Here is a 16,383-nt window from a genome sequence, read left to right on the forward strand (position 1 = left end):
AGCGCCGGAACGAGGGCCGAAGGGGAATGGATTACAGCGACGGGCGGGGGCAGCCCCGCTCGGAACCGAACGGATTGACGACGATTGCGCTGCGTGTGCTCGAGACGACCGATCTGCACGGGCATATTCATGGCTATGACTATTTCGCGGATCACCCCTGCCCGGCCACGGGTTTCGCACGGATCGCAACCCTGATCGAACGCGCCCGAAGCGAGGCGCAGAACGTGCTTTTGTTCGACAATGGCGACTTTTTGCAAGGCACGCCGCTCACGCAATACTGGGGCACGGAGCGCGGGCTGCGCCCTGCGGAAACGCATCCGATGATCGCGGCGATGAACCTTGCGCATTACGATGCGGGGACGCTGGGCAATCATGAATTCGACTACGGGCTGGACTATCTGGAGCAGGTGATCGCGGGGGCGACCTTCCCGATGGTTTGCGTGAATATGTGGCGCAGCGCGGGCGTGGGCAGCGAGGCGCAGGGCGCCCACCTGATCGCGCCATGGACGGTGCTAAACCGTGATTTTATTGACCAAAACGGCTCTGCTCACCGGCTGCGGATCGGGGTGATCGGGGTGCTGCCACCGCAGACGGCGCTGTGGGCGCGCGAACCGATTGGCGGGCGCGCGAGAACCGCCTGCATGGTCGAGACGCTGCGCACGGAACTCCCGCGTTTACGGGCCCAAAACGTCGATCTGGTGATCGCACTTGCCCATACCGGGATCGCCACGCCCGACAAAGCCGGCCCGCCCGGCGAGCCCCCGGAACAAGCCGCGCTCGAGATCGCGGCGCTCGACGGGATCGACGTGATCCTGTGCGGCCATACCCATGAATGCTTCCCCTCTCCCGAGCTTCCGGCCAGCGCCGGAATCGACCCGATCCGGGGCGCCCTGCATGGCAAGCCGGCAATCAGCGCGGGCCGCTGGGGCTCGCATCTGGGGGTGATCGACCTGCGACTGGAGAAGGCCACCGGAGAAAGCTGGAAAATAGCTGGTTTTCAGACAGATTTGCGCCCGATACGCGAAGGTGGACCGAGCCATGCCCCAAGCGCCCCTCTGCCCGAGGCGCCGGGCATCCTGACCGCCGTGGCGCCCGCCCATATCGAGACCCTGACCCATATCCGGCGACAGGTCGGCACGCTGGCCAGCCCGCTGCAAAGCTATTTCTCGATGGTCGCCCCGGACGCCGGGCTGACGCTGGTCGCCGATGCCCAGCGCAACCACGCCCGCGAGCGGCTGCGCGGCACCGAATGGGCAGGGTTGCCGATCCTCTCGGCGGTGGCCCCGTTCAAATCCGGCGGGCGCGGCGGGCCGGGCTTTTATATCGACATCCCCGCCGGGCCGCTGACCATCAGCCATATCGACGATCTCTATGTCTATCCGAACCTGACCACCGCGCTTGAAGTGACCGGCGCGCAGGTGATGGACTGGCTGGAGCATTCCGCGGGCGCCTTCACGACCCTTCAGCCCGGCCACGCGGATCAACCGCTGCTCGACCCGGATTTCCCGAGCTACAATTTCGACGTGATCGACGGGCTGACCTACGAGATCGACCCGAGCCACCCCCCGCGCTACAGCCCGACGGGGCGGCAGCTCTCGCGGAGCGCGCGCCGGGTGCGCAACCTGCGCCATTGCGGCGCGCCAGTCACGCCAGAGGATCGCTTCGTGATCGTGACGAACAGCTATCGCAGCGCCGGGGCGGGCTGTTTTCTGCCCGTCGGCATGCCGACGATCCCGCTTGGCGCGCCACGGCTGAGCCGCGATGTGCTGATCGACGAGGTGATCCGCCGCGTGCAGGTCTCGCCCGTCCCGCGGGAGACATGGCGCCTGCGCGGTTTCCCTGAGACCAGCGCGGTGTTCACCACCTCGCCCCGCGCGCTCGATCACCTGGACGGGCTTGCGGGCATCACGCTCGAGCCGCTGGAGCTGTTGCCAAGCGGGTTTCAGCGGATTCGTCTGCATCTTGACCCGCTGCCGGGGTGAGGCCGATCGCCCGAAGCCGAAAAAACAGGCAAAGACGCGCGCACTGACCAGATTTTCAGCGCGGCAATGCCTGTGCGCGCCCCCGCGGACCACGGAACATTCTCGCCCCTGCCCCGCCCGCCCATCATCGCCCGGATAGCAAGAACCGGGAGTTGCAAATGCTGCACACGAAACTGGCGAGCCTGACCGCCGCCGCCTTCATCGCTCTGGGCGCGCCGCTGGCGGCGGAAACCGCGATGCCTTTCGCGCTGGACTGGAAATTCGAAGGGCCCGCCGCGCCCTATTTCCTCGCGCTCGACAAAGGCTACTATGCTGCCGAGGGCATGGCCGTGGAGATCTCCGAGGGCGCGGGCTCGCTCGATGCGATTCCGAAGGTCGCCACCGGCGCCTTCCCGATCGGCTTTGCCGATATCAATTCGCTGATGAAATTTCTCGACCAGAACCCCGGTGCGCCGGTGACGGCGGTCATGATGGTCTATGACAAGCCGCCCTTCGCCGTGGTCGGCCGCAAGGATCTGGGTATCGAGGCCCCGAAGGATCTTGAGGGTAAGGTGCTGGGCGCACCGCCGCCCGATGGCGCATGGGCGCAATTCCCGATCTTCGCCGCCGAGAACGGTCTCGACATGGCCGCGATCACGGTCGAGCCGGTCGGCTTCCCGGTGCGCGAGCCAATGCTGGCCGAAGGCAAGGTCGCGGCGGTGACCGGCTTTTCCTTCTCCTCGACGCTGAACCTCAAGCGCCTTGGCGTGCCGCTCGAACAGCAGTCGATCCTGCTGATGGCGGATTACGGCGTGGCGCTTTACGGCAACGCGGTCATCGTCAACACCGACTTCGCCAAGGAAAACCCGGCGATGGTGACTGGCTTCCTCAAGGCGACCGCGATGGGCTGGAAGGACGCGATCGCAGAGCCGGGCGTCGCGGTTGAGGCGTTGATCAAGCGCAACCCCGCCGCCGATGCCGCGCTTGAGACCGAGCGTCTTCAGATGGCGATCGACGCCAACGTCCTGACCGACTATGTCAAAGCCAACGGCATCGGCGGGATCGACGCCGAGCGCATGGCGAAGGCCATCGAGCAGACGAAATCGGTCTACGAGTTCCAGAACGCCCCCGATGCGGCGCTTTATTTCGATGCCAGCTACCTGCCCGAAGCGGCTGAGATGATGCTCGAATAAGACCTTTGAGCCAGATATCCGGGCGCGCGAGAGATCGCGCGCCCTCTCTCTGCTGCAACCGCCGGACCCCATGGAAAATCTGATAGAAATCAAAGGCGTCACCCACGCCTACAAGACCAAGCACGGGCCGCTGCCGGTGCTCGACAATCTTGAGATCAACGTGCCGGAAGGCGAATTTTGCGCCGTTGTCGGTCCCTCGGGCTGCGGGAAGTCGACGCTGACGCGCCTCGTGGCGGGGCTGATGAAGCCCGATCAGGGCGAGGTCTGGCTGCATGGCGAGCGCGTCACCAGCCCGCGCAAGACCGTGGGGATGGCGTTCCAGAACCCGGTGATGCTCGAGTGGCGCACGATCCTGGAGAACGTGATGCTGCCGCTGGAGATCGTCGATACCGGGATGACCCGGCCCGAGCGCGAGGGGCGCGCCCGGCATCTGCTGGAGATGGTGGGCCTCAAGGGCTTCGAGGGCAAACGCCCCTCGGAACTGTCGGGCGGGATGCGTCAGCGTGCCAGCCTGTGCCGCGCCATCGTGCACAGCCCCGACGTGCTGATTATGGACGAGCCTTTCGGCGCGCTCGACAACTTCACCCGCGAAGACCTCTGGCAGACGATGCGCGACCTGCGCGGCAAGGAGAACTTTACCTGCGTGCTGATCACCCACGACCTGCGCGAGAGCGTGTTCCTCGGGGATCAGGTCATCGTGCTGTCGGGGCGGCCCGCGCGGACGCAGTTCGTGCTGGATGTGGACCTGCCCGCCGACCGCACCATCGACGTTCTCTATGAACCCAAGGCGGTCGACATGCTGCATCTGCTGCGCGACCAGATCCGGATCGCCCAAGGCCGCGACGGGGAGGTGCACTGATGGACAAGCTGCAAAAAATCGGTGTGCCGCTGGCGGCGATTGTCGCCTTTCTGGCCCTTTGGGAATTCATCGTCTGGGCCAATGGCTGGCCGAACTATGTGATGGCATCACCCTCGGACCTGCCCGCCGCCTATGCACGGTTCTGGGAGATGTTCCTCGTGATGGGCTGGCAGACGCTGTGGCGGACGATCGCGGGGCTGCTGATCGCGGTGGTCGTGGGGCTGCTGCTCGGCATGGTCATGGGCTTTTCGAAGATCGCACGGGACGCGCTTTATCCGCTGCTCGTGGGCTTCAACGCGATCCCCAAGGCCACGCTCGTGCCGGTGCTGGCGCTCTTGTTCATCGGGCAGCACGACTTCAACACGGTGCTGATGGCGTTCCTGATCAGCTTCTTCCCGATCGCGGTTTCGGTGGGCATCGGCCTGTCGACGCTGGAGCCGGAATACCGCGACATCCTGCGCGCGCTTGGCGCCTCGAAGGTGACGATCTTCCGCAAGATTGCCCTGCCCAAGACCCTGCCCGAGTTCTTCGGCGCGCTGAAGGTCTCGGTGACGCTCGCCTTCATCGGCACCAACCTCGTCGAGATCGTCTCGCCGCATGGTCGCGGCCTTGGCGCGCTGTTCAAATCGGGCGAGACCAATGGCGACTACCCGCTGATGTTCGCGGTCCTGATCGCCCTCGCCTTCCTTGGGATCGTTCTCTACTATGCGGTCGTCGCGTTGGAGCGGATCTTTGCCGGCTGGGCCGAACGTCCCGCAAGCTGACAAGAGCGCAAGGAGAGCGCTGCGCCGAGGCTTGCGAATCCGGTTCCGCTCTCCTATATAGACCGGCGAGAGGTTGGCGCGGGCGAGCGCCTCGCCAACCCGGTCAGGTCCGGAAGGAAGCAGCCGCAACGAGCCCCGCTTGGGTCGCTGTCCAGCCTCTCACCCTTTTCCCCCACCTTGCAGAATGCCCGGTTTCGTCGTCTTGACCCTGTGCGCGCGCCAAGCGAGGTTTACGCGCCCGCGCCGAGCCCCTAGATTGGCGCGAGACCCGAAACGCCCGCCCGCAAGGACCGCCCGATGAGCGACATGACCGAGACCCCTGCCGATCAGGCCGAAAAGCCCGGCTATCAGGTTCTCGCCCGCAAATACCGCCCCGCGACCTTTGCCGACCTGATCGGCCAGGAGGCCATGGTGCGCACGCTCAAGAACGCCTTTGCCGCGGATCGGATCGCCCATGCCTTCGTGATGACGGGCGTCCGGGGTGTGGGCAAAACGACCACCGCGCGGATCATCGCCAAGGGGCTGAACTGCGTGGGGCCGGATGGCAAGGGCGGCGCGACGACCGAACCGTGCCTGCAATGCGAGCATTGCAAGGCCATCGCCGAGGGCCGCCATGTTGATGTGATGGAGATGGACGCGGCCTCGCGCACAGGTGTGGGCGATATCCGCGAGATCATCGAGAGCGTGCATTACCGGGCGGCCTCGGCGCGCTACAAAGTCTATATCATCGACGAAGTTCACATGCTGTCCACGAGCGCGTTCAACGCGCTTTTGAAGACACTCGAAGAGCCGCCCGCCCATGTGAAATTCATCTTCGCCACCACCGAGATCCGCAAGGTTCCCGTCACGGTTCTGTCGCGCTGTCAGCGGTTCGACCTGAAGCGGATCGAGCCCGAGGTGATGATGGCGCATCTGGAGCGCATCGCCGGCAAGGAGGGCGCGCAGCTCGCCCCCGACGCGATGGCGCTGATTACCCGGGCCGCCGAAGGCTCGGTGCGGGATGCGATGAGCCTCATGGATCAGGCGATTGCGCATGGCGCGGGTGAGACCACCGCCGATCAGGTGCGCGCGATGCTGGGGCTGGCGGATCGGGGGCGGGTGCTCGATCTGTTCGACATGATCCTCAAGGGCCATGCCGCCGAGGCGCTGACGGAGCTGTCCGGGCAATATGCCGATGGGGCGGATCCGATGGCGGTGCTGCGCGATCTGGCCGAGATCACACATTGGATTTCGGTCATCAAGATCACCCCCGAAGCCGCCGAAGACCCGACCGTGCCGCCAGACGAGCGTGCGCGCGGTCAGGCGATGGCCGAGGCGATCCCGATGCGGGTGCTGACGCGGCTTTGGCAGATGCTGTTGAAGGCGATCGAAGAGGTCGGCGCCGCGCCCAACGCGATGATGGCCGCCGAGATGGCGATCATCCGGCTGACCCATGTCGCGGACCTGCCGACGCCCGAGCAGTTGATGCGCAAGCTTCAGGCGGGGCCGACGGCGCCGGGGCCCTCGGGCGGCGGTGCGGGGGGCGGTGCGCCTGCGGGCGGCGCGCCCTCGGGGATGGGCGGCGCGGGGCCTGCGGGTCCGGGCAGCGGTCCGGTGCATGGGCTGGTGACGATGCGGGTCGCAGCACCCGTGCGGGCGCAGGGTGGCGCGGCGGTTCACGCGCTTGCCCCGCACTCCGAGACGGCGCTGGCGCGGTTCGGCCGCTTTGAAGACGTGGTCGCGCTGATCCGGCGGATGCGCGATGTGAAACTTTTGGTCGAGGTCGAGAACCATCTGCGGCTGGTCAGCTATGCGCCCGGCCGGATCGAGTTCCAGCCGACCGAAGATGCGCCGCGCGATCTGGCGGCGACGCTCTCGCAACGGCTGCAAGGCTGGACCGGTGCGCGCTGGGGCGTCTCGGTCGTCTCCGAAGGCGGCGGCGAGACGCTGGCGGAGATCCGTGACGCGGATCAGCGCGCCGCCGAGGAAGAGGCCCGCTCGAACCCCGTCATTCAGGCGATCTTCGCGGCCTTTCCCGGCGCGCGTTTCGAGGAAATCACCAATCCCGACGATCTGGCCGCGGAGCTGAGCGCAGAGGCGCTGCCCGAGGTTGAGGACGAGTGGGACCCCTTCGAGGACAACTGAGGAGAACGCGATGTTCAAAGGTTTGGGTCAGCTTGGCGATATGGCCAAGATGATGAAAGCGGCCAAGGAAATGCAGGATCGCATGGCGAAGCTGCAAGCCGATCTGGCCGAGATGGAAGTGACCGGCGAAGCGGGTGCCGGGCTCGTGAAAGCGACCGCGACCGCCAAGGGCGTGCTGACCGGGCTGTCGATCGACCCGTCGATCCTGCAAGCGTCCGAGAAGGAGGTGGTCGAGGACCTGATCCTTGCCGCGATCAAGGACACGCAGGCCAAGGCCAAGGCCCGCGAGCAGCAGGAACAGCAGGCGCTTCTGCGCGAGCTTGGCCTGCCCGAGAACATGGACCTGCCGGTCTGATCGGCGATGGCACGCGCGAGTGACGAGATCGAGGGGCTGATCGCGCTGATGGCGCGGCTGCCCGGCCTCGGGCCGCGCTCGGCGCGCCGGGCAGTGCTGCATCTGATCCGCAAGCGCGGGCAGTTGATGGCGCCGCTGGCACAGGCAATGGCCCATGTCGCCGAGACCGTACGCGAATGCCCGCGCTGCGGGAATATCGCCACACGCACGCTGTGCGACATCTGCGAGGACCCCAAGCGCGCCACGGGCGAGTTGTGCGTGGTCGAGGATGTCGCCGATCTCTGGGCGATGGAGCGGGGGCAGGCCTTCAAGGGGCGCTATCATGTGCTGGGCGGCACGCTCTCGGCACTCGATGCGGTCGGTCCTGAAGAGTTGCGTATCCCCACCTTGCTGCAACGGCTCGCCGATGAGAGCGTTCGTGAGGTCATCCTTGCCCTCAATGCGACTGTCGAGGGCCAGACCACCGCCCATTACATCGCCGAAGAGGTCGAGCGCGCGGGCGTGGCGGTCACGAGCCTAGCGCAGGGCGTGCCGATCGGGGGGGAGCTGGATTATCTCGATGACGGCACGATCTCGGCGGCGCTGCGCGCGCGCAAGGCATTCTGAACGGCGCCCCGGCGCGCACTATCCCATCGACGCATTGAACCCGTGCGGCGCAGTCGCTATCACGGGGAAAATCCGTTTCATCTCAGGTGACCCATGAACCGTCTCTACCACGTTGCGTTGTCTCCCTTCTGCCGGAAGGTGCGGCTCACGCTCGCGGAGAAGAAGATCGAGGTCGAACTGGTCGAGGAGCGCTACTGGGAGCAGAACCCGGACTTCCTGCGCCGCAACCCGGCCGGTAAGGTGCCGATCCTGAAGATGGATGGCAAGACGCTCTGCGAGAGCCAGGCGATCTGCGAATATATTGAAGAGACCAATCCCGAGCCCGCGCTCATGCCCAAGGCTGCCGAGGCCCGCTACGAGGTCCGCCGCCTTTGCGCGTGGTTCGATGACAAGTTCAACGAGGAAGTCACCCGCAAGGTGATGGGTGAACGGGTCTGGAAAAAAGTGATGAAACAGGGCTACCCGGACAGCAAGAACGTGAAATCCGGCCTCGCCGCGATCAAATATCATCTGGATTACATGGGCTGGCTGCTCGATCAGCGCCGCTGGCTCGCGGGCGATACGATGACGCTTGCGGATTTCTCGGCCGCCGCGCATCTGAGCTGCCTCGACTATATCTCTGACGTGGACTGGAACCGGAATACCAACGTCAAGGACTGGTACGCCAAGATCAAATCGCGCCCGGCCTTCCGGTCGCTTCTCGCCGATCAGCTTCCCGGCATGCCGCCCGCACCGCAATATGCCGAACTGGACTTCTGAGGCGCGCGCGCCGGGGGTTTTGCACCCCCGGACCCCCGCAGGATATTTGACTGCGATTGGAAGAGGGGCTTTTCTCACGGTCCAATCGCGCGAAATATCCCGGGGTGAATTGGCCGACAGGCCAAGAGGGGCAGAGCCCCTGCGCCCGCGGACCGAAGGAGCCTTGCGGTGGAGGATCTGAAATCCCGGCTGGTTGCGAAGGCCCTTGAGGAGGGGTTTTCCAAGGCGCGTATCTGCCGACCCGATGCGGTGCCCGAGATCGCCGCGCGGCTGGAGGCGTTCGTGGCGGCGGGGCGCCATGGGCAGATGGGATGGATGGCCGAACGGATGGGATGGCGCAGCGCGCCGGACCAGCTTTGGCCCGAGGCGCGCTCGGTCATCATGCTGGCCGAGAGTTACACGCCCGAAACCGATCCGATGGAAGCGGTCGCCATGCGCGATCACGCGGCGGTCTCGGTCTATGCGCGGGGGCGCGATTACCATGACCTCGTCAAGAAACGGCTGAAGCGGGTCGGGCGGTGGTTGCTCGATCAGACCGAGGGCGAAGAGATCAAGGTTTTCGTAGATACCGCGCCGGTGATGGAGAAGCCGCTCGGGCAGGCTTCGGGGCTCGGCTGGCAGGGCAAGCATACCAATCTGCTCGCGCGCGATCTGGGGTCGTGGTTTTTTCTGGGCGCGATTTTCACGACGCTCGAGCTGCCGCCCGATGCGCCGGAGGTGAGCCATTGCGGGTCCTGCACCGCCTGTCTGGACGCCTGCCCGACAAACGCCTTCCCGGCCCCCTATCAGCTCGACGCACGGCGCTGCATTTCCTATCTGACCATCGAGCATAAAGGTCCGATCGACGAGGCTTTGCGCCGCGCGATGGGCAATCGGATCTATGGCTGTGACGATTGCCTCGCGGCCTGCCCGTGGAACAAGTTCGCCGCCGAGGCGCGCGAGATGCGCTATGCGGATGTGGTGGGTGTGCCGCCTTTGGCGGAGCTTGCGGCACTGGACGATGCGGCGTTTCGGGCGCGGTTTTCCGGCTCACCGATCAAGCGGATCGGGCGCGACAGGTTCTTGCGCAACGTGCTGTATGCGATTGGCAATTCGGGGGCGCCCGATCTGGCCGAAGCCGCGCGGCCGCATCTGGCCGACCCCGATCCGACCGTGGCCGAGGCCGCACGCTGGGCGCTGGCGCGGCTCGGCGCATAGCGCCCTTGCGCGTGTTCTGCTGGCGCGGCGCCGCGAAGCGCGTTAGCGGTATCGCATGACACGTTTCCCAACCACCGGCCCGCTTGCGGGCATCCTGTTCAAGCTTGGCTCGGTCGCCTTGTTCATCGCCATGGCGGCGATCCTGAAGGCCACCGCCGACGCGGTCCCGCCGGGCGAGCAGGTGTTCTTCCGGTCCTTCTTTGCGATTCCGATCACGCTGATCTGGCTGGCCGCACGCGGCGAGTTGCGCACCGGCTTCAAGGTCCAGAGCCCGATGGGCCATGTCTGGCGCGGGGTGATCGGGACGGGCGCGATGGCCTGCATGTTCACCGCGCTCGGCATCCTGCCGCTGCCCGAGGCCACGGCCATCGGCTATGCCGCGCCGCTGTTCATCGTGGTTTTCGCGGCGATGTTTCTGGGCGAGGAGGTGCGACTGTTTCGGCTCAGCGCGGTGGCGCTGGGTCTGATCGGGGTTCTGATCATCCTCAGCCCGCGGCTTACGGGCCTTGAGGACGCGCAGGCGGCCTTTGGGGCGATGGTCGCGCTGATGGGGGCATTGCTGGCGGCGCTGGCGCAGATTTTCATCCGCAAGCTGACCAGAACCGAGACGACTTCGGCCATCGTGTTCTGGTTCTCTTGCACGGCGAGTGTGCTGTCGCTGGCGACGATCCCGTTTGGCTGGGTCTGGCCCGCACCCGAGGTGGCGGCGCTCTTGGTTCTGGCCGGGTTCATCGGGGGGCTCGCGCAAATCCTTCTGACATCGGCGTTTCGGGCGGCGGATGCCTCGATCGTTGCGCCGTTCGAATATGCCTCGATGCTGTTCGCGCTCGTCGTCGGCTATGTCGTCTTTGACGAGGTGCCCAGCGCGGTGGTTCTGGTCGGCGCGGCCATCGTGATCGCGGCCGGGGGGCTGATCATCTGGCGCGAGCGGGCGCTCGGAATCGCGCGGGCCAAGACACGCCGGGCCTCGAGTCCGAACGGATGAGTGCCGATCCGTCCTGCAAGGGGGGTGAAAAATCGGCCCGGAATGCTTATATTGAGGGGAGATGGACAGGAGAGGAGCCTCGCCATGACACGCAAGATCATCGACCACGCCGAACCTCAGGCCGAGGGCAAACGCGTTGCTGAATTCGTGAAGATGGACCGGGAGTCGGGCGTTCATCCGGCCGTGCAGGAGTTGTCCAAGCGCGCACCGGAGCGGTCCGATGAGAACCGCAAGGCTGTGGAATACGCCCGCATCGAGCGCGGCAAGGAAGCCTGAGCCGATCCCGAGACCGAAAACGCGCCCGGATTTCTCCGGGCGCGTTTTTCTTTGTCTCGATGCGTGGCGCAATCAGCTGCGAACGAGCTTCTCGTAGCTCTCCGCGATGTCGCGGGTCAGCGCGCCCACCTCGAAGGTGAAGTCGCCGATCTGGCCGACCGGGGTCACCTCGGCGGCGGTGCCGGTGAGCCAGCACTGCTCGAAGCCTGCGAGTTCGACCGGCTCGATATGACGCTCATGGACGGTGATGCCCTTTTCCTTGAGCATGCCGATCACGGTCTGACGGGTGATGCCGTTGAGGAAGCAGTCGGGCTTGGGCGTGTGCACTTCGCCGTTCTTCACGAAGAACACGTTGGCGCCGGTCGCCTCGGCCACGTAGCCGCGGTAATCCATCATCAGCGCATCCGAGCAGCCTTTGTCTTCGGCGGCGTGTTTGGACATGGTGCAGATCATGTAGAGACCGGCGGCCTTGGCTTCGGAGGGAATCGTCTTCGGGTCGGGGCGGCGCCACTTGGAGATGTCGAGCTTGGCGCCCTTCATCTTGGCGTCGCCGTAATAGTTGCCCCATTCCCATGCAGCCACGGCCACGCGGACCGGGTTGTTGCGCGAGGCGACACCCATGTCCTGCCCCGCACCGCGCCATGCCAGCGCGCGCACATAGGCGTTGTCCCAGCCATTCGCTTCGAGCACCGCGTATTTCGCCGCTTCGAGGTCTTCGACCGAATAGGGGATCTGGAAATCGAGCAGGTTCGCGGATTTGTGCAGGCGCTCGGAATGTTCCACCGATTTGAAGATCTTGCCGTTATAGCAACGCTCGCCCTCAAAGACCGAAGAGGCGTAGTGCAGCGCATGGGTCAGGATGTGAACCTTGGCATCGCGCCATTCCACCAGCTTCCCATCCATCCAGATCTTGCCGTCGCGATCATCATAGCCACCGGCCATTTCATCCTCCTTCGGTCACACCGATTTTCAAATGTTGCGCGAATTAGGTCCGCATCGGACATAATGTTGCGCGAATTCTGCGGATCGGTAACAATTGATTCTTGGAAAGTCAACAAGGCTGACATAAAATCGCGCAAAAGCGAGGGGAAGGCATGGCCGATACAGGGACCCAGGGGGGCGAGACCCTCCTGTTTCTGACCGACGAGCAGTTACGCAAGGGCATCGAGGCGATGTTCTTCGCCTATCGCGGCTTCACCGCCGACCCGGACCGGATTCTGGACAAATACGGCTATGGCCGCGCCCATCACCGGGCGATCCACTTCATCAACCGCCAGCCGGGCCTGACGGTCACGACGCTTCTCGACGTGCTCGGCGTAACCAAGCAATCGCTGAACCGGGTGCTGCGGACGATGATCGAGGACGGGCTGGTGGAAAGCCGCGTCGGGCGCAAGGACAAGCGCGCGCGCCATTTGCATCTGACCGAGGCGGGGCTGGCGCTTGAGCGAGAGTTGTCGGAGGCGCAGCGCGCCCGGATGCGGGCGGCCTATCGCACGGCGGGACCGCAGGCCGTGGCCGGGTTCCGTCATGTGCTCGAAGCGATGATGGACCCCGAAATCCGGCGCCATTACCAGACGATGAAGGATGGTGGCTGATGCTGACCGGGGCAAGTGCCGCACCGCATCTGCTGATCGTCGATGACGATGAGCGGATTCGCGGTTTGCTTCAGAAGTTCCTGATGCGGAACGGATTTTTGGTGACCTCGGCGCGCGACGCGGCCCATGCGCGACGGCTTTTGGCGGGGCTGGAGTTCAACCTGATCGTGCTCGATGTGATGATGCCGGGCGAGGATGGGCTGACGCTCACGCGGGACCTGCGCAAGGGGCTGAGCACGCCGATCCTGCTGCTCACCGCGCGGGGCGAAACCCGCGACCGGATCGAGGGGCTGGAGGCGGGTGCGGATGACTACCTTGCCAAGCCGTTCGAACCCAAGGAATTGCTACTGCGGATCAACGCGATCCTGCGGCGCATCCCGCAGGAGGTGCAGACCGGGCCGAAATTCATCTCGCTCGGGCCGCTGCGCTACGATCAGGAGCGCGGCGAGATGTGGGAGGGCGAGACGCCCTTGCGGCTGACCGCGACGGAGAGCGCGCTGATGCGGATCTTCGCGGCGCGCGCCGGTGAGGTGGTGAGCCGCGCCGAGCTGATCGAGGAGCTGGGCCGCGACCGGGCGGGTGGCACCGAGGACAGCGCGGGCGACCGCGCGGTCGATGTGCAGATCACCCGTCTGCGCCGCAAGATCGAGCCCGACCCGCGCGAGCCGCGCTATCTCCAGACGGTGCGCGGCATGGGTTACATGCTTGCCCCGGACTGAGTCGCCCCGCGCTTCTGCGCGCCCGTGCCGGGGCACCAAACCGCACGCCCGCCCCCGCCCCGCCCCCTGCCCGACCCCTGATAGCGCCCGACAAGCCGATTTTATGTCGCACTGCGGCAATTCGCGGCCCTTCGCGCGCGAATGTCCGCTGGACTGGCGAGAATGTGATTGCTAATAGAGCGGCCATGTTCGGCGGCACGAAAGGTGCGGCCCGGAACGTCGTATCGGCCTGAGCACAGGCCCGGGAAGGGAGAATTTACGTGTCCCACGCAGAAGATCACGCAGGCACCCGGAGGGATTTCCTCTATTACGCAACGGCCGGAACCGGTGCCGTTGTCACCGGCGCGGCCGTCTGGCCGCTCGTGAACCAAATGAACGCTTCGGCGGACGTCAAGGCGCTCTCGTCGATCTATGTCGACATCTCGGGCGTCGAGGTCGGCACCCAGCTGACCGTGAAATGGCGCGGCAAGCCGGTGTTCATCCGCCGCCGCACCGAGGAAGAGATCGCAGAGGCGCGCGCCGTCTCGCTCGACGACCTCACCATCGACAAGATGGCGCAGAACCCCAACAAGCCGGGCGCCGATGCCTCGGATGAGAACCGCGCGCTGGACGAAGCCGGCGAATGGCTGGTGATGATCGGCGTGTGCACCCATCTCGGCTGCGTGCCGATCGGCAATGGCGCCGGCGATTTCGGCGGCTGGTTCTGCCCCTGCCACGGGTCGCACTACGACACCGCAGGCCGGATCCGCAAAGGTCCCGCACCGCGCAACCTCGACATTCCGGTGGCACAGTTCACCGACGAATCCACGATCCTGCTGGGCTGAGGGAGAGCATAAATGGCTGGAATTCCGCACGACCATTACGAGCCCAAGACGGGCGCGGAGCAATGGTTGCATAAACGTCTTCCGATCGTCGGCCTGATCTATGACACGATCATGATCCCGACGCCGAAGAACCTCAACTGGTGGTGGATCTGGGGCATCGTCCTTGCATTCTGCCTCGTGCTGCAAATCGTGACCGGCATCGCGCTGGTGATGCATTACACGCCGCATGTCGATCTGGCCTTCGCCTCGGTCGAGCATATCATGCGCGACGTGAACGGTGGCTGGGCGATCCGCTACATTCACGCGAACGGCGCCTCGCTGTTCTTCCTTGCCGTCTATATCCACATCTTCCGCGGCCTCTACTACGGCTCCTACAAGGCGCCCCGCGAAGTGACCTGGATCGTCGGCATGATCATCTACCTGTGCATGATGGGCACCGCCTTCATGGGCTACGTGCTGCCGTGGGGTCAGATGTCCTTCTGGGGTGCGACCGTGATCACCGGCCTGTTCGGCGCGATTCCGGGCATCGGCGAGTCGATCCAGGCCTGGCTGCTGGGCGGCCCGGCGGTGGACAACGCCACGCTGAACCGCTTCTTCTCGCTGCACTACCTGCTGCCCTTCGTGATCGCGGCCCTTGTCGCCGTGCACATCTGGGCGTTCCACACCACCGGCAACAACAACCCGACCGGGATCGAAGTGCGTCGCGCCTCCAAGGCCGAAGCCGAGAAGGACACCCTGCCCTTCTGGCCGTATTTCGTGATCAAGGACCTGTTCGCGCTGGCTTTGGTTCTGCTGGTGTTCTTCGCGGTCGTCGGCTTCATGCCGAACTACCTCGGCCACCCGGACAACTACATCGAAGCGAACCCGCTCTCGACCCCGGCGCATATCGTGCCCGAATGGTACTTCCTGCCGTTCTACGCGATCCTGCGCGCCTTTACCGCTGACGTCTGGGCCGTGATCCTTGTCAACAAGATCACCTTCGGCATCGTCGACGCCAAGTTCTTCGGCGTGATCGCCATGTTCGGCGCGATCGCCGTGATGGCGCTGGCACCGTGGCTCGACACCTCCAAAGTGCGTTCGGGCCAGTATCGCCCGATGTTCAAATGGTGGTTCTGGCTGCTGGCCATCGACTTCGTCGTGCTGATGTGGGTGGGTGCGATGCCGACCGAGTTCCCGTATGACTGGATCTCGCTGATCGGTGCGACCTACTGGTTCGCCTATTTCCTCGTGATCCTGCCGCTTCTGGGCGTGATCGAGAAACCGGCTCCGATGCCGGCGACGATCGAGGAAGACTTCAACAACCACTACGGCACCCCGGCTGAGTAAGGACTAGGACCGAAATCATGAAAAAACTTCTGATCTCTGCCGTTTCCGCGCTCGTTCTGGGCACCGGTGCGGCCATGGCTGCGGGCAGCGAAGGTCACGTTCATGACGTGGACTTCTCCTTCGAAGGCCCGTTCGGCAAATACGACCAGCAGCAGCTGCGTCGCGGCTTTCAGGTCTACAACGAAGTCTGCGCAGCCTGCCACGGCATGAAATTCGTGCCGCTGCGCACGCTGGCCGACGAAGGTGGCCCGCAAATGGACGAAGCCTGGGTTCGCGCCTATGCTGCGGAACTGGACGAAGTCTATGACCCGGAAACCGATGAAAGCCGTCCGCGCAAGGAAACCGACATGTTCCCCACCCGCTCGGGTGAGGGCATGGGCCCGGACCTCTCGCTGATGGCGAAGGCCCGCGCGGGCTTCCACGGCCCCTACGGCACCGGCCTGTCGCAGCTGTTCAACGGCATCGGCGGCCCGGAATACATCACCTCGGTTCTGACCGGCTATACCGGTGAGGAAGTGGAGATGGCGGGCTCGATCTTCTACGAGAACACCGCCTTCCCGGGCGGCATCATCTCGATGCCCCCGCCGCTTTCGGACGACCTGGTGGAATATGAAGACGGTCACCCGGCTTCGATCCATCACATGGCCGAGGACGTGTCCGCCTTCCTGATGTGGGCCGCAGAGCCGAAAATGATGGCGCGTAAGCAAATGGGCTTTACCGCCGTGATCATGCTGACGCTGCTCACCGCGCTGCTCTACCTGACCAACAAGCGTCTGTGGGCGCCGCACAAGGGCAAGCACGTCTGAGGCGAGCTAAGCGACTGACCTGGAAACGCGCCCT

Annotated in this window: 17 protein-coding genes and 1 other RNA gene; 17 read left to right on the forward strand and 1 reads right to left on the reverse strand. The window is 65.0% G+C overall.

Features of this window, described 5'->3' with window-relative positions; genetic code table 11:
• The first annotated feature begins 26 nt into the window (after positions 1 to 26).
• From P0X85_RS01050 to P0X85_RS01105, 12 genes are all read left to right on the forward strand, one after another.
• Positions 27 to 1,982, forward strand: coding sequence for a bifunctional 2',3'-cyclic-nucleotide 2'-phosphodiesterase/3'-nucleotidase (locus tag P0X85_RS01050; protein WP_275807130.1), 1,956 nt, complete (start codon positions 27 to 29; stop codon positions 1,980 to 1,982).
• Positions 1,983 to 2,140: 158 nt separating this feature from the next.
• Complete coding sequence (locus P0X85_RS01055) at positions 2,141 to 3,154, forward strand: ABC transporter substrate-binding protein (protein ID WP_275807133.1); 1,014 nt, start codon at positions 2,141 to 2,143, stop codon at positions 3,152 to 3,154.
• Positions 3,155 to 3,224: 70 nt separating this feature from the next.
• Positions 3,225 to 4,013 carry an ABC transporter ATP-binding protein gene (locus tag P0X85_RS01060; protein ID WP_275807136.1) on the forward strand — a complete coding sequence of 263 codons (789 nt, stop codon included), beginning with the start codon at positions 3,225 to 3,227 and terminating at the stop codon, positions 4,011 to 4,013.
• Positions 4,013 to 4,777, forward strand: a complete 765-nt coding sequence (locus P0X85_RS01065; RefSeq protein ID WP_275807139.1) for an ABC transporter permease — start codon at positions 4,013 to 4,015, stop codon at positions 4,775 to 4,777. The genes P0X85_RS01060 and P0X85_RS01065 overlap by 1 nt, the downstream gene beginning before the upstream one ends.
• A 67-nt stretch (positions 4,778 to 4,844) precedes the next feature.
• An RNA gene (gene ffs / locus P0X85_RS01070) (signal recognition particle sRNA small type) lies at positions 4,845 to 4,941 on the forward strand.
• 142 nt (positions 4,942 to 5,083) lie between these two features.
• A complete protein-coding gene (locus tag P0X85_RS01075) occupies positions 5,084 to 6,901 on the forward strand; it encodes a DNA polymerase III subunit gamma/tau (RefSeq protein ID WP_420851763.1) in 1,818 nt (605 codons plus the stop codon).
• Positions 6,902 to 6,911: 10 nt separating this feature from the next.
• A complete protein-coding gene (locus P0X85_RS01080; protein ID WP_275807145.1) occupies positions 6,912 to 7,256 on the forward strand; it encodes a YbaB/EbfC family nucleoid-associated protein in 345 nt (114 codons plus the stop codon).
• A gap of 6 nt (positions 7,257 to 7,262) precedes the next feature.
• Positions 7,263 to 7,862, forward strand: coding sequence for a recombination mediator RecR (gene recR, locus P0X85_RS01085; RefSeq protein ID WP_275807148.1), 600 nt, complete (start codon positions 7,263 to 7,265; stop codon positions 7,860 to 7,862).
• A 93-nt stretch (positions 7,863 to 7,955) separates the two neighbouring features.
• Positions 7,956 to 8,621, forward strand: a complete 666-nt coding sequence (fzlA, locus tag P0X85_RS01090) for an FtsZ-binding protein FzlA (RefSeq protein ID WP_275807150.1) — start codon at positions 7,956 to 7,958, stop codon at positions 8,619 to 8,621.
• A gap of 177 nt (positions 8,622 to 8,798) precedes the next feature.
• On the forward strand, positions 8,799 to 9,818 hold the full coding sequence (gene queG, locus P0X85_RS01095) for a tRNA epoxyqueuosine(34) reductase QueG (RefSeq protein ID WP_420851764.1): 1,020 nt from the start codon (positions 8,799 to 8,801) through the stop codon (positions 9,816 to 9,818).
• Positions 9,819 to 9,873: 55 nt separating this feature from the next.
• Positions 9,874 to 10,803, forward strand: a complete 930-nt coding sequence (locus P0X85_RS01100) for a DMT family transporter (RefSeq protein ID WP_275807156.1) — start codon at positions 9,874 to 9,876, stop codon at positions 10,801 to 10,803.
• A gap of 84 nt (positions 10,804 to 10,887) precedes the next feature.
• The gene (locus P0X85_RS01105; protein WP_275807159.1) at positions 10,888 to 11,079 is read left to right on the forward strand and encodes a hypothetical protein; all 192 of its coding nucleotides are present in this window, start codon (positions 10,888 to 10,890) and stop codon (positions 11,077 to 11,079) included.
• A gap of 72 nt (positions 11,080 to 11,151) precedes the next feature.
• Here the strand turns inward: P0X85_RS01105 and P0X85_RS01110 are convergent, their stop codons facing one another.
• On the reverse strand, positions 11,152 to 12,021 hold the full coding sequence (locus P0X85_RS01110; protein WP_275807161.1) for a branched-chain amino acid aminotransferase: 870 nt from the start codon (positions 12,019 to 12,021) through the stop codon (positions 11,152 to 11,154).
• 152 nt (positions 12,022 to 12,173) lie between these two features.
• Between P0X85_RS01110 and P0X85_RS01115 the strand changes: the two genes are divergently transcribed.
• From P0X85_RS01115 to P0X85_RS01135, 5 genes are all read left to right on the forward strand, one after another.
• Positions 12,174 to 12,674 carry a MarR family winged helix-turn-helix transcriptional regulator gene (locus P0X85_RS01115; protein ID WP_275807164.1) on the forward strand — a complete coding sequence of 167 codons (501 nt, stop codon included), beginning with the start codon at positions 12,174 to 12,176 and terminating at the stop codon, positions 12,672 to 12,674.
• Positions 12,674 to 13,393 carry a response regulator gene (locus P0X85_RS01120; RefSeq protein ID WP_275807167.1) on the forward strand — a complete coding sequence of 240 codons (720 nt, stop codon included), beginning with the start codon at positions 12,674 to 12,676 and terminating at the stop codon, positions 13,391 to 13,393. The genes P0X85_RS01115 and P0X85_RS01120 overlap by 1 nt, the downstream gene beginning before the upstream one ends.
• 260 nt (positions 13,394 to 13,653) lie before the next feature.
• Positions 13,654 to 14,217, forward strand: a complete 564-nt coding sequence (petA, locus tag P0X85_RS01125; protein WP_275807170.1) for a ubiquinol-cytochrome c reductase iron-sulfur subunit — start codon at positions 13,654 to 13,656, stop codon at positions 14,215 to 14,217.
• Positions 14,218 to 14,229: 12 nt separating this feature from the next.
• On the forward strand, positions 14,230 to 15,543 hold the full coding sequence (gene petB, locus P0X85_RS01130) for a cytochrome b (protein WP_275807173.1): 1,314 nt from the start codon (positions 14,230 to 14,232) through the stop codon (positions 15,541 to 15,543).
• A gap of 14 nt (positions 15,544 to 15,557) precedes the next feature.
• Positions 15,558 to 16,349 carry a cytochrome c1 gene (locus P0X85_RS01135; RefSeq protein WP_275807727.1) on the forward strand — a complete coding sequence of 264 codons (792 nt, stop codon included), beginning with the start codon at positions 15,558 to 15,560 and terminating at the stop codon, positions 16,347 to 16,349.
• The last annotated feature ends 34 nt before the right edge of the window (positions 16,350 to 16,383 follow it).

It is taken from the genome of Pseudothioclava nitratireducens (assembly GCF_029210495.1).
In the GTDB taxonomy this organism is placed as follows: Bacteria; Pseudomonadota; Alphaproteobacteria; order Rhodobacterales; family Rhodobacteraceae; genus Pseudothioclava; species Pseudothioclava nitratireducens.

Excerpts from the sequence above, each read along its gene's own strand:
- P0X85_RS01050 (WP_275807130.1), top strand. The coding sequence starts at position 27 with ATGGATTACAGCGACGGGCGGGGGCAGCCCCGCTCGGAACCGAACGGA.
- P0X85_RS01055 (WP_275807133.1), top strand. The coding sequence starts at position 2,141 with ATGCTGCACACGAAACTGGCGAGCCTGACCGCCGCCGCCTTCATCGCT.
- P0X85_RS01060 (WP_275807136.1), top strand. The coding sequence starts at position 3,225 with ATGGAAAATCTGATAGAAATCAAAGGCGTCACCCACGCCTACAAGACC.
- P0X85_RS01065 (WP_275807139.1), top strand. The coding sequence starts at position 4,013 with ATGGACAAGCTGCAAAAAATCGGTGTGCCGCTGGCGGCGATTGTCGCC.
- P0X85_RS01075 (WP_420851763.1), top strand. The coding sequence starts at position 5,084 with ATGACCGAGACCCCTGCCGATCAGGCCGAAAAGCCCGGCTATCAGGTT.
- P0X85_RS01080 (WP_275807145.1), top strand. The coding sequence starts at position 6,912 with ATGTTCAAAGGTTTGGGTCAGCTTGGCGATATGGCCAAGATGATGAAA.
- recR (WP_275807148.1), top strand. The coding sequence starts at position 7,263 with ATGGCACGCGCGAGTGACGAGATCGAGGGGCTGATCGCGCTGATGGCG.
- fzlA (WP_275807150.1), top strand. The coding sequence starts at position 7,956 with ATGAACCGTCTCTACCACGTTGCGTTGTCTCCCTTCTGCCGGAAGGTG.
- P0X85_RS01100 (WP_275807156.1), top strand. The coding sequence starts at position 9,874 with ATGACACGTTTCCCAACCACCGGCCCGCTTGCGGGCATCCTGTTCAAG.
- P0X85_RS01105 (WP_275807159.1), top strand. The coding sequence starts at position 10,888 with ATGACACGCAAGATCATCGACCACGCCGAACCTCAGGCCGAGGGCAAA.
- P0X85_RS01110 (WP_275807161.1), bottom strand. The coding sequence starts at position 12,021 with ATGGCCGGTGGCTATGATGATCGCGACGGCAAGATCTGGATGGATGGG.
- P0X85_RS01115 (WP_275807164.1), top strand. The coding sequence starts at position 12,174 with ATGGCCGATACAGGGACCCAGGGGGGCGAGACCCTCCTGTTTCTGACC.
- P0X85_RS01120 (WP_275807167.1), top strand. The coding sequence starts at position 12,674 with ATGCTGACCGGGGCAAGTGCCGCACCGCATCTGCTGATCGTCGATGAC.
- petB (WP_275807173.1), top strand. The coding sequence starts at position 14,230 with ATGGCTGGAATTCCGCACGACCATTACGAGCCCAAGACGGGCGCGGAG.